This window comes from Reyranella sp., from assembly GCF_965249915.1.
Classification (GTDB): domain Bacteria; phylum Pseudomonadota; class Alphaproteobacteria; order Reyranellales; family Reyranellaceae; genus Reyranella.
This window is the reverse complement of the sequence record NZ_OZ252257.1, coordinates 5,987,359-6,002,974: the sequence shown is the minus strand read 5'-3', so window position 1 is coordinate 6,002,974 and position 15,616 is coordinate 5,987,359. Positions and strand designations below refer to the sequence as shown.

15 protein-coding genes are annotated in these 15,616 nt (G+C 66.9%); 10 read left to right on the top strand and 5 right to left on the bottom strand.

All coding sequences use genetic code 11. The features are described 5' to 3' along the window. Positions 1-6: 6 nt before the first annotated feature. Positions 7-1,800 carry an acyl-CoA dehydrogenase family protein gene (locus ACP15H_RS29500; RefSeq protein WP_425069669.1) on the top strand — a complete coding sequence of 598 codons (1,794 nt, stop codon included), beginning with the start codon at positions 7-9 and terminating at the stop codon, positions 1,798-1,800. A 105-nt stretch (positions 1,801-1,905) separates the two neighbouring features. Here ACP15H_RS29500 and ACP15H_RS29495 read toward each other — a convergent pair whose 3' ends face one another. From ACP15H_RS29495 to ACP15H_RS29485, 3 genes are read right to left on the bottom strand one after another with little or no spacing between them, the layout of a single operon-like run. Further along, positions 1,906-3,012, bottom strand: coding sequence for a CaiB/BaiF CoA transferase family protein (locus ACP15H_RS29495; protein ID WP_425069668.1), 1,107 nt, complete (start codon positions 3,010-3,012; stop codon positions 1,906-1,908). Further along, on the bottom strand, positions 3,009-4,154 hold the full coding sequence (locus ACP15H_RS29490; RefSeq protein ID WP_425069667.1) for a CaiB/BaiF CoA transferase family protein: 1,146 nt from the start codon (positions 4,152-4,154) through the stop codon (positions 3,009-3,011). Before ACP15H_RS29490 ends, ACP15H_RS29495 begins: the two co-directional genes overlap by 4 nt. Continuing rightward, complete coding sequence (locus tag ACP15H_RS29485) at positions 4,151-5,311, bottom strand: acyl-CoA dehydrogenase family protein (protein ID WP_425069666.1); 1,161 nt, start codon at positions 5,309-5,311, stop codon at positions 4,151-4,153. The genes ACP15H_RS29490 and ACP15H_RS29485 overlap by 4 nt, the downstream gene beginning before the upstream one ends. A 154-nt stretch (positions 5,312-5,465) precedes the next feature. Here ACP15H_RS29485 and ACP15H_RS29480 point away from each other — a divergent pair, with 154 nt between their 5' ends. From ACP15H_RS29480 to ACP15H_RS29465, 4 genes are read left to right on the top strand one after another with little or no spacing between them, the layout of a single operon-like run. Then, positions 5,466-6,440 carry a Bug family tripartite tricarboxylate transporter substrate binding protein gene (locus ACP15H_RS29480; RefSeq protein WP_425069665.1) on the top strand — a complete coding sequence of 325 codons (975 nt, stop codon included), beginning with the start codon at positions 5,466-5,468 and terminating at the stop codon, positions 6,438-6,440. Beyond that, positions 6,415-6,957, top strand: coding sequence for a mismatch-specific DNA-glycosylase (locus tag ACP15H_RS29475; RefSeq protein ID WP_425069664.1), 543 nt, complete (start codon positions 6,415-6,417; stop codon positions 6,955-6,957). The genes ACP15H_RS29480 and ACP15H_RS29475 overlap by 26 nt, the downstream gene beginning before the upstream one ends. Further along, the gene (locus tag ACP15H_RS29470; protein ID WP_425069663.1) at positions 6,954-8,366 is read left to right on the top strand and encodes a DUF1254 domain-containing protein; all 1,413 of its coding nucleotides are present in this window, start codon (positions 6,954-6,956) and stop codon (positions 8,364-8,366) included. The genes ACP15H_RS29475 and ACP15H_RS29470 overlap by 4 nt, the downstream gene beginning before the upstream one ends. A gap of 35 nt (positions 8,367-8,401) precedes the next feature. Continuing rightward, positions 8,402-9,115, top strand: coding sequence for a superoxide dismutase (locus ACP15H_RS29465; protein WP_425069662.1), 714 nt, complete (start codon positions 8,402-8,404; stop codon positions 9,113-9,115). Between the two features lie 24 nt (positions 9,116-9,139). On the opposite strand, the gene ACP15H_RS29460 is transcribed toward ACP15H_RS29465, so the two are convergent. Beyond that, positions 9,140-9,583 (bottom strand): metallopeptidase family protein, encoded by a 444-nt coding sequence (locus tag ACP15H_RS29460; RefSeq protein WP_425069661.1) that lies wholly within the window; start codon positions 9,581-9,583, stop codon positions 9,140-9,142. Positions 9,584-9,713: 130 nt separating this feature from the next. Between ACP15H_RS29460 and ACP15H_RS29455 the strand changes: the two genes are divergently transcribed. Genes ACP15H_RS29455 through ACP15H_RS29440 form a run of 4 tightly spaced genes read left to right on the top strand, consistent with a single transcriptional unit; the run spans position 9,714 to position 13,400 of the window. Next, positions 9,714-10,628, top strand: a complete 915-nt coding sequence (locus tag ACP15H_RS29455) for an ABC transporter permease (protein ID WP_425069660.1) — start codon at positions 9,714-9,716, stop codon at positions 10,626-10,628. Next, entirely contained in the window at positions 10,625-11,491 is an 867-nt protein-coding gene (locus ACP15H_RS29450; protein ID WP_425069659.1) for an ABC transporter permease, read from the top strand. The genes ACP15H_RS29455 and ACP15H_RS29450 overlap by 4 nt, the downstream gene beginning before the upstream one ends. Continuing rightward, entirely contained in the window at positions 11,488-12,441 is a 954-nt protein-coding gene (locus ACP15H_RS29445) for an ABC transporter ATP-binding protein (RefSeq protein WP_425069658.1), read from the top strand. Before ACP15H_RS29450 ends, ACP15H_RS29445 begins: the two co-directional genes overlap by 4 nt. Next, positions 12,438-13,400 carry an ABC transporter ATP-binding protein gene (locus tag ACP15H_RS29440; protein ID WP_425069657.1) on the top strand — a complete coding sequence of 321 codons (963 nt, stop codon included), beginning with the start codon at positions 12,438-12,440 and terminating at the stop codon, positions 13,398-13,400. The genes ACP15H_RS29445 and ACP15H_RS29440 overlap by 4 nt, the downstream gene beginning before the upstream one ends. Before the next feature lie 153 nt (positions 13,401-13,553). On the opposite strand, the gene ACP15H_RS29435 is transcribed toward ACP15H_RS29440, so the two are convergent. After that, the gene (locus tag ACP15H_RS29435) at positions 13,554-15,092 is read right to left on the bottom strand and encodes an ABC transporter substrate-binding protein (RefSeq protein WP_425069656.1); all 1,539 of its coding nucleotides are present in this window, start codon (positions 15,090-15,092) and stop codon (positions 13,554-13,556) included. A gap of 36 nt (positions 15,093-15,128) precedes the next feature. On the opposite strand from ACP15H_RS29435, the gene ACP15H_RS29430 reads away from it, so the two are divergent. Continuing rightward, positions 15,129-15,461, top strand: a complete 333-nt coding sequence (locus ACP15H_RS29430; protein ID WP_425069986.1) for a 4a-hydroxytetrahydrobiopterin dehydratase — start codon at positions 15,129-15,131, stop codon at positions 15,459-15,461. Positions 15,462-15,616: the final 155 nt, after the last annotated feature.

Below are 15,616 nucleotides of genomic sequence, written 5' to 3'. Positions count from 1 at the left end.
GAAACCATGCCCGACATGACTCACGGATTGAACGAAGGGCCGCACGGCGCCCACCACATCGCCACCGACGCGCACGGCCAGAATTTCTTTTCGATCGACCGGCAGTTCCAGGACCTGATGCGGCTCTACATGGAGCCCGGCCTGCTGCGGCAGATGACACCGCATTTCGAGCTGCTGGGCGGGCTGGCCGGCGGACGGCTCGACGAACTGGCAATGGTCGCCGACAAGCATCCGCCGGTGCTGCAACCGCGCGACCGCTTCGGCCGCGACGAGGACTGGATCGATTACCACCCCGCCTATCGCGAGATGGAGAAGATCGCCTTCGAGGAATTCGGCATGCACGCGATGAGCCATCGCGCCGGCGTGCTGGGTCTGGCGGAGCCGGCCCCTCCGCTGGTCAAGTACGCCATCACCTATCTGTTCGTTCAGGGCGAGTTCGGCCTGATGTGTCCGGTCTCCGTCTCCGACACCTCGAACTTCATCATCAAGCGCTACGGCTCGCCCGAGCTGAAGAAGCTGCTGCTCGACCGGCTGCTCAGCCAGGATCCGGCCACGATGCTGAAGGGCACGCAGTTCATGACCGAGAAGGCCGGCGGCTCCGACGTCGGCGCGCTGGAGACCGAGGCCGAGCGGGTGGGAGTCGGCCCCGACGGTGTCGAGCGCTGGAAGCTCTACGGCCAGAAATGGTTCTGCAGCCATGCCGACGCCGATGTGGCGGTGATGCTGGCGCGGCCGCGCGGTGCGGCGCCGGGTACCTCGGGCCTCGGCCTGTTCGCCCTGCCGCGCCGGCTCGAGGACGGTCGCCGCAACAGCTACCGGATCGTGCGTCTCAAGGACAAGCTCGGCACGCGTTCGATGGCCTCGGGCGAGATCATCCTCGACGGCGCCACGGCCTATCTCGTGGGCGACGTGAACCGCGGCTTCAAGCAGATGATGGAGCAGGTGAACCTGTCGCGGCTGAGCCACGGCGTCCGCGCCGCCTCGATGATGCGCCGCTGCCTCAACGAAGCGCTGGCCGCCGCGCGCGGCCGCCGCGCCTTCGGTCGCTCGATCGCGGAATACCCGCTGCTGCGCCGCCAGCTCATGAAGATCATGCTGCCGACCGAGCAGGCGCTGTCGATGTTCGCCTTCTCCGCCGACGCGATGGGCCGTGCGGATAAGGGTGACCAGGACGCGGCGAACCTGCTGCGTATCCTGACCCCGGTCTACAAGTTCCGCGCCTGCCGCGACAACATCCCGGTCGCCAGCGCCGCGCTCGAGGTCAAGGGCGGGCTGGGCTACATCGAGGAATGGGTGACGGCGCGGCTGGTGCGCGATGCGCAGATCGGCACCCTGTGGGAGGGCACCTCCAACATCAACGCACTCGACGTGGTGCAGCGCGCCGTCGGCAAGTCGGGCGGTCACAAGACCCTCTCGGCTGCCCTCAAGGCGAAGTACGAGCCGAGCGGCGCCCTGCCCGGCCAGTACAAGGGCCTGCTGGGCGCCACGCTCGACCGGGTCGAACGCTTCGTCGAAGCGGTGGCCGCAGATCCCAAACACGAGAAGCGCTCCCGCCTCGCCGCCGGCGCGCTCTATCACGCGACGAGCGCGGCCTTGCTGGGCTGGGAAGGCGCCACCCTCGGCGCCGAAGGCGGCGACGCCCGCCGCCTGCTTCTGTCGCGCCTGGTCATCGAACACCGGCTCGCGCCACAGGACCCGCTGTCGCTCGGCGAGTCCGGCTGGGAGGAAGAAGCGATCAACCTCCTTCTCGACGACACGCCGGTGCCGCTGGCGAAGGCCGTGGAGCTGGTGGCGGCCTAACGAGAAAGGTCCCTTGCTGCGCTCGGGATGACAACGTTTTCTTAATGGATTGTGTGCGTTAGCAACCCATAAGTGTCATCCCGAGCGCAGCGAGGGACCTTTCTTCTAACGCCTCAACACTTCGTCCGTATGCTCACCCAGCAACGGCTCGCGATAGAGCGGGCTCGACGGTTCGTTCCTGAAGCGGACGACGGGACCGAAGTGGAGGCGGCCCTGCTCGTCCATGACCATGAAGCCGCGCTTCTGCAGGTTGGCGTCGGCGATGGCTTCGGGGAGCGTGTTCACCGGGCCGTAGCAGATGTCGAGCGTTGCCAGATACTCCATCCAGTGGGCGAGCGGCTTCGCGCTGAAGGTCGCGGCAAGGAAATCCATCACCGGCTTCTGGTGGGCGCCGGGCCATTCGCACAACGGCGCCATCTCCGGTTTGCCGAGCGCGCCCAGCAGGTTCCTGATGAACTTCATCTCCTGACCCGCGATGACCAGCTGGCGGCCGTCTGACGTATCGTAGACACGATAGAAGGCCGAACCGCCGGTCGTGCGCTGCTGCTTCACGTCGGGCGCCTTGTTCTCGGCGAAGGTCGTGCCGACGACGTTCGCACACGAGGCCATCAGCGATTCGTGCATCGACACGTCGATATAGTCGCCGCGGCCGGTATCCTTGCGGCGCAGCAGCGCCATCAGCACGCCCGCGAGACCATGAAGACCGCTCACCAGATCGGCGACCGGGATGCCGGGGATTGCAGGACGGCCATCGTCGCCCAGGGTCAGGCTCAACACGCCGGTCATGGCTTCCAGCGCAAGATCGTGCGCGGCGCGGCCGGGATAGGCGCCGTCCTGGCCGAAGGCGCTGATCGAGCAATAGACGATGCCCGGGTTCCTGGCGGCGACGGCTTCGTAGCCGATGCCGAAGCGGGCCGCGACGCCGGGCCGGAACGATTCGACCAGCACGTCGGCCTCGCAGGCGAGACGGAACAGATCGGCGCGGCCCTGCTCGCTCTTGAGGTCGAGCACGACGCTCTTCTTGCCGCGGCCCATGTTGCGGAAGAACACCGAGGTGCGTTCGTCGGGCGGCAGGATATGACGGCCGGGATCGCCCTCGCCCGGCGGCTCGACCTTGATCACCTCGGCGCCATGGTCGGCGAGCGAGGTGGTGAGATAGGGGCCCGGCAGGAACCAGGAGAGATCGACGACCTTGATGCCCTGAAGTTTCATGACGACTTGCCCAGCAGTTCTTCGTTGTCGGCGCCCAGCGGCGAACAGGCGGACTGCGCCAACCGCTCGCCATCGATGCGCAGGGGATTGGCGAGGATGCGCAGGTCGCCCTTCATCGGATGCGGCACGGTCGAGACCATGCCGGTCTCACGGGCAAAGGAACTGTCGAGCGCCTGGTCGAGGCGGTAGACCGGCGCTGCGGGCAGCAAACCGTTCATCGCAGCGAGCCACTCTTCCGTCGTGCGCGTGCGGAACGTCGCGTCCAGTTCGGCCGAAAGAATCGCTCGGTTCCTCGCCCGCGTGTTGGGATCGGGGAAACGCGGATCGGCCACGAGATCGCCACGGCCCATCACCTCGCAGAGCGCCAGCCAGAATTTCTGCGTCATGCACATGACGTAGATCCAGCCGTCCTTCGTCGGGAAGGTCTGGACCGGCGCCAGCGAGAGATGCGCGCTTCTAGGCACGCGCGGCGAGACATCGCCTTCATTCAGATACCAGAGGCCGGGATAGGTGAGCTGGTGCATGGCGACGTCGTAGAGGCAGGTGTCGACATCGCAGCCCTGCCCCGTGGTGCGGGCCCGCAGCAGGCAGCTCAGGAGACCGACGATGCCGGTCAGACCGCTCATGCTGTCGATCATCGAGACACCGACCCGCGTCGGCGGCCCGTCGGGCTCGCCGGTCAGTTCCATCAGCCCGGCCTCGGCCTGCATCAGGAAATCGTAGCCGGGCCAGTCCTTGCGCTCGTTGTCCCGCCCATAGGCGGAGATGTGCAGGCAAACGATCGCCGGCTTCAGGTGTTTGAGGCTGGCATAGTCGATGCCGAGCTTGGCGGGCTGGGTCCCGCGCATGTTGTTCACGACGCAGTCGGCGCCCTGGACCAGCGCCTCGAACTGGCGCCGTCCCTCTGCCGACTTCATGTCGAGGGTCACGCTCTTCTTGCCGAGGTTCCAGGCCTGGAAATACTCGCTGTCGTTCTCACCGAGCTTGTGGGGCCCGACCTGGCGCGAGGGATCGCCGCCCTCGGGCGCCTCGATCTTGATCACCTCGGCGCCGAGCTCGGCCAGGAACATCGTACCATAGGGGCCGGCGCCGAACTGTTCGAGCGTGAGAACGCGGATGCCTTCGAGCGGCTTGCCGCTCACGAGATCGGGTTCCGCTTGATCAGCTGCCGCGCGATGATGATGCGCTGCATCTCGTTGGTGCCCTCGCCGATGCAGGTCAGCGGGGCGTCGCGATAGAGCCGTTCGATGTCGTATTCCTTGGAATAGCCATAGGCGCCGTGGATGCGCATCGATTCGATGCTGTTCTCCAGCGCCGCCTCGGACGCGAAGTATTTCGCCATGCCGGCTTCCATGTCGCAGCGTTCACCGCGATCGAAGATGGCGGCGGCATCGAGAGTCAGCAGGCGGGCGGCGCGGGCGCGCGTCGCCATTTCGCCGAGCTTGAGCTGGATCGCCTGGTGCTCGCAGATCGGCTTGCCGAAGGTCCTGCGCATCTGCGAGTAGCTGGTCGCCAGCCTGAGCGCACCCTCGGCGATGCCGACGCCGCGCGAGGCGACGTTGATGCGGCCCAGTTCGAGCCCGCCCGCGACTTGCGCGAAGCCTTGGCCCTCGACCTCGCCGATCAGGTGATCGGCCGGGATCCTGTAGTCCTCGAACACCAGCTCGCCGGAATCGATCGACTTGTAGCCGAGCTTCTCGAGCTTGCGGCCGACCGTGAAGCCCGGCCCCTTGGGCGTGATGAACAGGCTCATGCCGGTGTGGCGCGGATTGGCCTCGGGATCGGTCTTCACCAGCATGGCGAAGCAATGGCCCTCGATGCCGTTGGAGATCCAGGTCTTGGTACCGTTGATGACATAGCCATCATTGCCGTCGCGCTTCGCCACCATGCGGATCGACTGCAGGTCGGTGCCGGCATCGGGTTCGGTGAGCGCCAGGCCGCCGCGGATTTCGCCGCTCGCGAACTTCGGCAGCCAGTGCTCCTTCTGGCGCGGCGTGCCGAATTTCTCCACGGCCAGCGCGAGCATCAGGTGGGAATTGAAGATGCCGGTGATGGCCATCCACACCGACGAGACGCGCATCACGATCTCGGCGTAGGTCGTGGCCGGCAGGCCCAGCCCGCCATATTCCGGGCTGATCGTGGCGCCGAACAGGCCGAGTTCCTTCATCTGCTCGACGATCTCGGCCGGCCATTTGTCGGCATGGTCGAATTCCTTGACGCGCGGCGCCACCTCGCGCTCGATCCAGCGGTCGATGGTGGCGAGAAGCTGGGCTTCGTCGGCCTTGTCGATCTTGTTCATTGGGTCCTCCCGACCGCCATCATGCCCGACGGCTGGGAGCGGACAAGGCCGCGGAACCTCAGGACGAAATGCAGGCAAGGGACCGCCCTAGGCGGCGCGTCACAGCTCGTGCATCATCCACGGCCAAGACATTCCGAATCAAAGGAAGAAAGACATGAGGAGACGTCACTTCACGGCCGGCCTGGCGACGCTGCCCTTCATCCCGACCTTCGCCCTGGCGCAGGGCGACGACTGGCCCAACCGCAGCGTCCGCATCGTCTGCCCCTTCACCGCAGGCGGTTCGCAGGACAACATCGCCCGACGTCTCGCCGCCAAGCTCGGCGACGAGCTCGGCCAGACCTTCGTGGTCGAAAACCGCACGGGCGCCGGCGGCTCGATCGCCGCCGACAATGTCGCCAAGTCGCCGCCCGACGGCTACTCGGTGCTGCTGGGCAATATCGGCAGCCACGCGCTCGTGCCGCATCTCTATCGCAAGCCGGCCTACAATGCCGTCACCGACCTCGAGACGGTGGCGTGGATCGGCACGCAGCCCAATCTCCTGTGCTGCAATCCCAACTTTCCACACGACACGCTGCCCAAGCTGATCGAGGCGGCGAAGAAGGAGCCCGGCAAATATTCCTTCGGCTCGTCCGGCCTCGGCACCTCGCCGACCCTGACCATGGAGCTGTTCAAGCAGAAGACCGGCGCCGACATCACCTTCATTAGCTATCGCGGCGCCGCCGCGGCGGCCGCCGACGTGCTGGCCGGCCACGTGCCGATGGTGATCTCCAACATCGATTCGCTGATGAGCCAGGTCAGCGCCGGCAAGCTGAAGCCGATGGCCTCGAGCGGCGCCAAGCGCTCGCCGGTCACGCCCAACACGCCGACCTTCGCCGAGGTCGTGTCGCCGGATCTCGTCGTCACCTCCTGGTCGATCTGGGCGGTGCCGACCGGCACGCCGGCCCGGATCAAGGAGAAGCTTCGCAACGCGACGGAGAAGGCGCTGAAGTCGCCGGACGTCGTGGAAAGCATGAAGGCCGGCGGCTTCGAGCCCGGTATCATGACGGTCCCCGAGATCGACGCCTATATCCAGACCGAGATCAAACGCTGGGGCGAGGTCATCCGTGCCGCGGGCATCAAGGCAGAATAGTCCTCTCATCCCGGACCTGCTGGCACCGGGTCTCGACCTGGTGTTCTGCGGCACCGCGCCGAGCCCGGCCTCGTTCAAGGCGCGTGCCTACTATGCCAACCCCGGCAACGCCTTCTGGCCGACCCTGCATGCGGTCGGCCTGACGCCCGAGCGACTGGCGCCGCAGCGCTACCCCGAGCTGCTGACGCTGCGCCTGGGACTGACCGATCTCAACAAGACCGAGGTCGGATCGGACCATGAGCTCACGCCCGAGGCGATGGATGCCGGCTCGCTGCATGCCAAGCTGCGGCGCTTCCGTCCCGCGGCCATCGCCTTCACCTCCAAGCACGCCGCCTCGCTGGCGCTGGGCGTTAAGGCGCCCGCCTATGGCCGGCACGCGGAGCTGCTGGAAGGGGCGGTGGCTTTCGTGCTGGCTTCGCCCTCGGGCCGGGCGCGCTCGTTCTGGACGCTGGCCCCGTGGAAAGAAGCCGCCGCCTTCGTCGCCGAACGGCGGCAGTTGCGCGAGCGCGCCGCATGAGGATCGGCCGTCGCGCCGCGCTGGCCGGGCTGGTCGGCCTGCCGGCGACGGCGCGCGCGCAGGACCCGCCGGCAACGCTGCGCGAGCTCGCCCGGCGCGCCACGATCTATCTCTTCCCGGTCTACGAGATGTATCGCGCGCGCTGGCGCGCGACGGCCGACGAAACGAACCCGCACCGCCAGCGGCTCAACCGCTTTCGCCACATGCCGGGACTCGCCGATGCGCGCACGCGCGACGTCACCACGCCGAATGCCGACACGCTCTATTCCTCGGCCTGGCTCGACCTCACGCTGGAGCCGTTGTTCCTCACCGTGCCGCCGGTCGGCGACCTCTACTACAGCTACGCCTTCCTCGACCTGTTCACGGACAACTTCCTCGTCGTCAGCCATCGCCTCAAGGCCGACGGGCTGGCGACCCACATGATCGTCGGACCGTCCTGGACGGGCGCCGCGCCGGGCGACGTGACGCTGGTCCGTGCGCCGACCAATTCGGTGTGGCTGCTCGGGCGCATCCTCGTCGAGAGCGCCGGCGAACTCGATCGCGTCCGCATCATCCAGGACCGTGTGCTGCTCGAAACACCCGACATGCGCAACGAGCGGCGCATCCTCGAAGTCGGCGAGCTGATGCGCTTCCGCACACAGCCCCCTCCCGAGCCCGCCGCCGACTGGCCCGCCGCCGATCCCGCCGATCCGCTCGACCTGTTCGACATCGGCATGCTTGCGCTTGCCGAAAGTCCCTTGCCCGAGCGCGACCGGCCGCTGTTGGAGATGCTGGCGCCGCTGAAGCTGAAGCCGGGGCGCAAGTTCGACCGGCGCGCCTTCGACGAGGCGGAGCGTCGTGCCGTTCTCGCGGGCATCACGCAAGGGCACGCCGACATCCGCGCCGCCGCGGAACGCGGCCGGACCATCGAAGGCTGGACCTACGGCGAGCGACACCTCGGCAATTTCGGCGACGACTATCTCTATCGGGCGGCCACCGCACTGACGGCGCTCGGCGCGCTGATCCCTGCCGAAGCCGCCTATGCGAGCTGCGCCGTCGACGCGGAGCGGCAGCCCCTCTCGGGCGACCGGCGCTATACGCTCGACTTCCCGGCGAACGGCCTGCCGCCCGCCCGCGCCTTCTGGTCGCTCTCGGCCTACGAGGTCATACCGGACGGGCGCGCCTTCTTCGTCGACAATCCGATCGACCGCTATTCGATCGGCGACCTCACGCCAGGACTGGTGCGCAGCGCCGATGGCTCTCTCACGATCTACATCCAGCAGGATCGGCCGTCGGACGAGCGTGCGGCCAACTGGCTGCCGGCCCCGGCGGGACCGATGCGCCTCGTGCTGCGCGCCTACGAACCCGACGAGGCCGTGGTGGAAGGCACCTATCGCGTGCCGCCCGTGCGCCGCAACTCCTCTCCCTGAAACGCGTTGCTCCAGCGAACAAGCGAGGAGCCCCCATGACCGACATCTCCCGCCGCTCCCTGGCCGCGGGCGCCGGCCTGCTGGCTGGCGCCTTTGCCTTGGGCGCACGCGCCCAGCAGATGGCCCCGCAGGTGGCAACTGCCATTCCCGTGCCGAAGGTCACCCCCAAGCCGCTGATCGTCAACCCGGACAAGGTGAAAGGCCTCTCGGGCGACCTGCTGCGCAAACACCACGACACGGTGTACGCCGAAGAGGTGAAGAAGCTGAACGCGATCGGCGAGGAACTCTCGAAGATCGACTTCGCCGAAGTGACGCCGGAGAAACTCGGCAAACTGAAGCAGGACGAGCAGGCGGCCCAGAACTCGACGCTCCTGCACGAGATTTATTTCGACGGCCTGGCCGAAGCCCCGACCCAGCCCGCTGGTCTTCTGGCCCAGGCCCTGTCGCGCGATTTCGGCAGCCTGGATCGCTGGAAGGCGGAATTCGTCCTCACCGGCAAGTCGCTCGCCGCAGGAAGCGGCTGGGTGATCTTGGCCTATGCGCCACGCGACAAGCGGCTGTTCAACTGTCGCGCCGAGAACGATTCGATGGCACCGGCCGCCGGCGTGCCGTTGCTCGCGATGGACATGTACGAGCACGCCTATGCCACCGACTACGGCACCGACACGGCGAAATACATCGAAGCCTTCGTTCAGGCGATCAAGTGGACCAATGCAGAGCGCCTCTATCGCGAGGCGATGCGGGTCTGAGCCAACGACCTTCGCAGCGCTCGTCTAGGCGCGCTGCGATTCTTCCTCGGCCTTGGCTTCGATCGCTTCCATGTCGTCGTCGCTGAGGCCGAAATGATGGCCGATCTCGTGAATCAGCACGTGACGCACGATATGCGGCAGGTCCTCACCCGATTCGCACCAATAGTCGAGGATGGGCCGGCGATACAGGAAGATGCGATCGATGTCGTTGGCGACATGACCGGCGCCGCGTTCCATCATCGACACGCCCTGATAGAGACCGAGCAGGTCGAACGGCGTTTCGAGATCCATCTGCTTCTCGACCTCGTCGGACGGGAAGTCGTCGATCTGGATGCGCACGTTCCCGACGTGCCGACGGAACTCCTCGGGAATCGTCGCCAGCGCCTCGGCTGAGATCGCTTCGAAGTCCTCGAGAGTGGGCGCAATGCCGAAACCGGGCGTACGCCGTGGATTGTTGAAGACCGGCATGACTCCCCCTTATAGGACCCGTGCGCCTTCGCCAAGCGCCGCGTCGTGACCGTTCGGGCACCTCCCCGAGGTTTGGCGCGGTATTCGCATGATCGCCTTCCCCATCGATCCGCATTAAACTCGCCCGCACATGCTTCAGTTCCTCTTACGCCGCCTCATCGTGGCACTCCTCGTGGCGGCGACGGTCATGACCCTCGCCTTCATCCTCACGCGGCTATCGGGCGATCTCGCCATCTCGATCGCCGGCCCCAACGCCACCGCCGCCGACATCGAGGCCGTGCGCAAGGCCTATGGGCTCGACCGGCCGGTCCTCAGCCAGTTCTTCGACTGGGTGGGCCGCGCCGCCACCGGCGACCTGGGCAACAGCTACTTCTTCCAGACGCGCGTTTCGACGCTGATCGCCGAGCGCATGCCGGTGACGTTGACCCTCGGCCTGACCGGCCTCTCCATCGCGCTGCTGGTGTCGCTGCCGATGGGCATCCTGGCCGCGGTGCGCGAGAACACCGGCTTCGATCGCGCCGTGCAGATGGTCGCCTTGATCGGTCAGGCGATGCCCTCCTTCTGGCTCGGCCTGCTGCTGATGATCCTCTTCGGCCTCACGCTGGGCTGGCTGCCGATCTCGGGCACCGGTTCGTGGGAAAATTTCGTCATGCCGGGCATCGTGCTCGCCTTCTCGGCCATTCCCGCGCTCACGCGCCTCACCCGCGCCGGCATGATCCAGGCGATGGGCAGCGATTACATTCGCACCGCCCGCGCCAAGGGCCTGTCGCGCGCCTCCATCCTGCTGAAGCACGCGCTGCGCAACGCCGCCATTCCGGTCGTCGCGATCGCCGCCGTGCAGCTCGGCTTCATGCTGGGCGGCTCGATCGTCATCGAGCAGGTCTTCGCCCTGCACGGCGTCGGCTTCCTCGCCTGGGAGAGCATCGCCAAGAACGACTTCCCGGTCGTGCAGGCCGTCGTGCTGGTGCTCGCCGTCATCTACGTGGCCCTGACGATGGTTTCCGACCTGATGAACGCCGTCCTCGATCCGCGGCTGCGCGCATGAGCACCGCCGTTTCGATCAATGCCGGCCCGCGTCGGGGCTGGAAGAGCGCCGGCACGTGGATCGGCGCGGTCATCGTGGGCCTTGCCCTGTTCTGCGCGATCTTCGCACCGCTGATCGTGCCGCACGATCCGTTCGCGCAGGACCTCGACCGTCGTCTCCTGGTGCCCTTCTGGATGGAGGGGCACAATCCCGACTTCATCCTCGGCACCGACCAGCTCGGCCGCGACTATCTCTCCCGCCTGATCTGGGGCTGCCGCATCTCGATGCTGATCGGCGTCACCGTCACGATCGTGTCGGGCCTGATCGGCATCACCATCGGTGTGCTGGGCGGCTTCTTCGGCGGCCGTATCGACGACGCCGTGCTGTTCGCCATCACGACACGCCTCTCGATCCCCGTCGTCCTGGTGGCGCTCGCGGTCGTCGGCCTGCTCGGCACCTCGATGACCCTGCTGGTGCTCACGCTCGGCCTGCTGCTGTGGGACCGCTTCGCCGTGGTGGCGCGCTCGACCTCCATGCAGGTGCGCAACCTCGACTTCGTCGCCGCCGCCTGGTGCGCCGGCTGCTCGCGCTTCCGCGTCCTGTCGCGCGAGGTGCTGCCCAACATCGCGAGCCACCTCGTCGTGGTGGCGACGCTCGAGATCGCACTCGCCATCCTGCTCGAAGCGACGCTGTCGTTCCTCGGGCTCGGCGTGCCGCCCCCGCTGCCCTCTTGGGGACTGATGATCGCCGAGGCCAAGGACTACATGTTCTTCAGCCCCTGGGTGATCGTGATCCCCGGCGTGGCGCTGTTCGTTCTTGTGCTCGGCATCAACCTGCTCGGCGACGGGCTGCGCGACGCCTTTGCGACGAGGTCCCGCACGTGAGCGCGCTTCTCGAAGTCGAAAAGCTCGAAGTGGGCTTCGGCGGCACCGCCGCGGTGCGCGGCGCCTCGCTCACGGTCGAGCGCGGCGAGACCCACTGTCTGGTGGGCGAATCGGGCTGCGGCAAGTCGGTGACCTCGCTCGCGATCATGAACCTGCTGGCGCGCGGCGGGCACCGCACGGCGCAGCGCCTCACCTTCCAGGGCGACGATCTGCTGAAGCTCGACGACCGGGGCATGGCGCGGCTGCGCGGCAATGCCATGGCGATGATCTTCCAGGAGCCCATGACCAGCCTCAACCCGGCCTACACGATCGGCTCGCAGATGACCGAGGTGATGCGCCGCCACAAGAAGGTGAGCCAGCGGGTCGCCACCGATCGCGCCGCCGACCTCTTGGGCCGGGTCGGCATCACCGCGCCGGGCCTGCGCCTCGGCCAGTTCCCGCACCAGCTCTCGGGCGGCCTGCGCCAGAGGGTGATGATCGCCATGGCGCTGATGTGCGAGCCGCAGCTCCTGATCGCCGACGAGCCGACGACCGCGCTCGACGTCACGGTGCAGGCGCAGATCCTGCGCCTGCTGGCGCAGCTCCAGCGCGATCTCGGTCTCGGCATGCTGCTGATCACGCACGATCTCGGCATCGTCGCGCGTGTCGCCCATCGGGTTTCCGTCATGTACGCGGGCGAAGTGGTCGAGAGCGCGGCGACCGCGCAACTCTTCGCCGATCCCAAGCATCCCTATACGCAGGGCCTGCTGCGCTGCGTGCCGGTACCGGGCAAGCAGCGCCAGGACGAGCCGCTGGGCTCGATTCCTGGCACGGTGCCGCGCATCGGCCCGGGCTTCCAAGGCTGCGGCTTCCGCGATCGCTGCAGCTTCGCCGACGCGAGTTGCGCCCATACCGTCCCGCACCAGACCGCGGCGCCGGGACACGATTATCTCTGCCGGCTGGCCCCATGAACGCGACGACCCAAGCTGCGATCGAACTCAAGTCGGTCGGCAAGACCTTCCGTGTCTCCGGCGGCCTCCTGGGCAAGGACCGCAAAGTCGTGGCCGTCGACAGCGTTTCCTTCGCCGTGCCGCCGGGCGGCGTGCTGGGCGTGGTGGGCGAGTCGGGCTGCGGCAAGTCCACCCTCGCCCGCCTGATCCTCGGCCTGCTCACGCCCGATTCCGGCGACATCGCCGTCGAAGGCCAGCGCGTCGTCGACATGGACCGCAAGGCGCGCGCCCGCCTGATCCAGCCGGTGTTTCAGGACCCGTTCTCGTCGCTCAATCCGCTGACCCGCATTCGCGACATCGTGGCGATGCCACTGCAGGCCCAGGGCAACTTCTCGCGTGCCGAGATCGCCAAGCGCGTCGACGAGATGCTGGAGCGCGTCGGCCTGCCCGGCGAAATGGGCAACCGCCTGCCGTCCGAACTGTCCGGCGGCCAGCGCCAGCGGGTCGCCATCGCGCGCGCCCTGGTGCTGCGGCCGCGCATCGTGGTGTGCGATGAGCCGACCTCCGCGCTCGACGTCTCGGTGCAGGCGCAGATCCTGAACCTGCTGGCCGAACTGCGCCGCGACCTTGGCCTCACCTACCTGTTCATCAGCCACAATCTCGCGGTGGTGGAGCATGTCGCGAGCGAAGTGGCGGTCATGTATCTCGGCCGCATCGTCGAGAAGAAGCCGACCGAGGCACTGTTTCACACGCCCGAGCATCCCTACACCCAGGCGCTGCTGGCCTCGGTGCTGACACCCGAGCCCGGTCTCGGCGTGCCCGACGTGGGCCTGGGCGACGTCATGCCCGACCCGGCCAACATCCCGCCGGGCTGCCGCTTCCATCCGCGCTGCCCGATCGCCGAACCGCGCTGCGCCACGCAAGCGCCGCCGCTCAGGCCTCGGCCCGGCGGCGGCGTGGAGTGTCTGCTGGTCCCTTAAGCGCCCCGACTCTCCTCCTCCCGTCAAACGGGGGAGGCCGGGAGGGGGAAAGCAACGCCATGAATCCCGACCGGGAGAGTTCAGACTCATGGCCTTCCCTCTCCGGCCTTCGGCCACCTCCCCCGTGTGACGGGGGAGGAAAGCTCTAGATCGTCACTTCCACTTCGCCAGATAGAAGCGCGGCAGCTCGTCCGGGAAGGTCTTGAAATCGAGCGTCTTCGAGAACGCGTAGGTGTTCACGTAGGTGTTGATCGGCAGCCAGTAGGCCTTCTCGGTCGCAATCTTGATCGCGGCCGAGTAGGCCTTCTTGCGCGCCTCGGTATTGGAAGTGGCGCCGCCCTCGGCCACCAGCTTCTCGAGCTCGGGGTCCTTCGAATAATTGTCGAGCGCGCCGGCGCCGAACATCACCGGCAGGATCGCCGAGACGTCGTTGATCGAGTAGCTGCCCCAGCTTCCCATGTAGAGCGGCGCCTCGCCCTTCTGGGCCTTCTGGATGGCCGGCGCGACCTGGAGCTGGGTGATCTTCACGCGGATGCCGACGGCGGTGAGATAGTTCTGGATGGCCGCGCCCCACGAGGTCGGCTGCACGTAGCTCACCATCTCGACGTCGAAGCCGTTGGGAAAGCCCGCCTCCGCCATCAGCGCCTTGGCCTTGGCCGGATCGTAGTCGTACTTCACCGCGGCGTCGGCATCGCAGCCGAACTGGCTGGGGAAGCATGGCGCCGGCGGCACGCGGCTGCCGCCGCCGACCAGCTTCTCGGCGAACTGCTTGCGGTCGACGGCATGCCAGATCGCCTGGCGCACCTTGAGCTTGGTCAGCGGATTGTCCGCGCCGGTACGGCCGGCGGCGTCGATCGAGAGGTAGCCGACGCGCATCGATTCCTGGCGAACCGCCTGCAGGAACGGCATCTTGTTGATGCTGTCGGCCTGGTCGGGATTGATGTTCCAGATCCAGTCGGCCTTCTGCGCCAGCACCTCGGTCACGGCCGTGGCGAGATCGGGCACGAAGCGGACATGCAGCTTCTTGATCGCGGGCACGCCCTTGGGCGAGCCCTTCCAGTAATCGTCGAAGCGCTCGAAGAATATCTCCTTGCCCTGGTCGTTCTTGACGATCTTGTAGGGGCCGGCGCCGATCGGCTTGGCCGAGAAGCCCTCGGGGCCGACCTTCTCGCGATAGGCCTTGGGATGGATCGGCGTCACCATGGCGAGGTATTCGAGTGCCGCCGGCGTCGGCCGCTTCATCTTGATGCGCACGGTCCAGTCGCCGGTCTTCTCGGCCTTGTCGATCCACGCATAGTTCGAGGGCGTCGCGACCTTGGAGGCCGGATCGGCCGCCATGTTGATGGTGTAGACGACGTCGTCGGGGGAGAGCGTGCTGCCATCGTGGAACTTCACGCCCTGGCGGATCGTGAGATCGAGCGTATTGTCGTCGGTGAACTTCCAGTCCGTGGCGAGCGACGGCTTGATCTCGAAGGTCGCGGGATCGCGATGGACCAGCATGTCCCAGGCCTGGTGCGCCAGGATCAATCCGGTGCGCTGGCTGTTGAAATACATGTCGACGTTGGGCACCGCGTCGTTGAACAGGATGCGCAGCGTGTCGGCAGCCTTCTGCGCCGAGGCGGGCGCGGCAACGACCGCGCCGAGCATGGCGGCGGTGCTGGAAAGCAGGGCAGTACGACGAGTGATTTTCAAGAAAGCCTCCGGTTTGTTGGGGGGGAGCCTAGGCTGCTGCCCCGCGATGAGGCAAGCTTCACGCCAAATGAGGAGAGACAGATGATCGCCAAACTCGCCGGAAAATCCCGCACCCAGGCCCTCGCTTCGATCAAGGGCTGGAAGAAGGTGCGCGGACGCGACGCGCTCCAGAAGAGCTTCAAGTTCGCCGACTTCAACGAAGCCTGGGGCTTCATGACGCGCGTCGCGATGGCCGCGGAGAAGGCCGACCATCATCCGGAATGGTCCAACGTCTACAACAAGGTCGAAATCGTTCTCAGCACGCACGACGCCGGCGGCCTCTCTGAAAAGGACGTGGCGCTCGCCAAGGTCATCGACTCGATCGCCTGACGCGACCGCCGAGGGCCGGCGCTTGCATGTCGAATGAAGGGCGTGGCCGCCGCTTTTCGGCAAAAGTCTAATACCGTCGACCGGCATCGGCGCGCTATCGTCCGACGGATGACGGACGATCCGAGACACATGAGCTCCGACGAAGTGTGGCTCCG

Excerpts from the sequence above, each read along its gene's own strand:
- ACP15H_RS29500 (WP_425069669.1), top strand. The coding sequence starts at position 7 with ATGCCCGACATGACTCACGGATTGAACGAAGGGCCGCACGGCGCCCAC.
- ACP15H_RS29495 (WP_425069668.1), bottom strand. The coding sequence starts at position 3,012 with ATGAAACTTCAGGGCATCAAGGTCGTCGATCTCTCCTGGTTCCTGCCG.
- ACP15H_RS29485 (WP_425069666.1), bottom strand. The coding sequence starts at position 5,311 with ATGAACAAGATCGACAAGGCCGACGAAGCCCAGCTTCTCGCCACCATC.
- ACP15H_RS29480 (WP_425069665.1), top strand. The coding sequence starts at position 5,466 with ATGAGGAGACGTCACTTCACGGCCGGCCTGGCGACGCTGCCCTTCATC.
- ACP15H_RS29470 (WP_425069663.1), top strand. The coding sequence starts at position 6,954 with ATGAGGATCGGCCGTCGCGCCGCGCTGGCCGGGCTGGTCGGCCTGCCG.
- ACP15H_RS29465 (WP_425069662.1), top strand. The coding sequence starts at position 8,402 with ATGACCGACATCTCCCGCCGCTCCCTGGCCGCGGGCGCCGGCCTGCTG.
- ACP15H_RS29460 (WP_425069661.1), bottom strand. The coding sequence starts at position 9,583 with ATGCCGGTCTTCAACAATCCACGGCGTACGCCCGGTTTCGGCATTGCG.
- ACP15H_RS29455 (WP_425069660.1), top strand. The coding sequence starts at position 9,714 with ATGCTTCAGTTCCTCTTACGCCGCCTCATCGTGGCACTCCTCGTGGCG.
- ACP15H_RS29450 (WP_425069659.1), top strand. The coding sequence starts at position 10,625 with ATGAGCACCGCCGTTTCGATCAATGCCGGCCCGCGTCGGGGCTGGAAG.
- ACP15H_RS29440 (WP_425069657.1), top strand. The coding sequence starts at position 12,438 with ATGAACGCGACGACCCAAGCTGCGATCGAACTCAAGTCGGTCGGCAAG.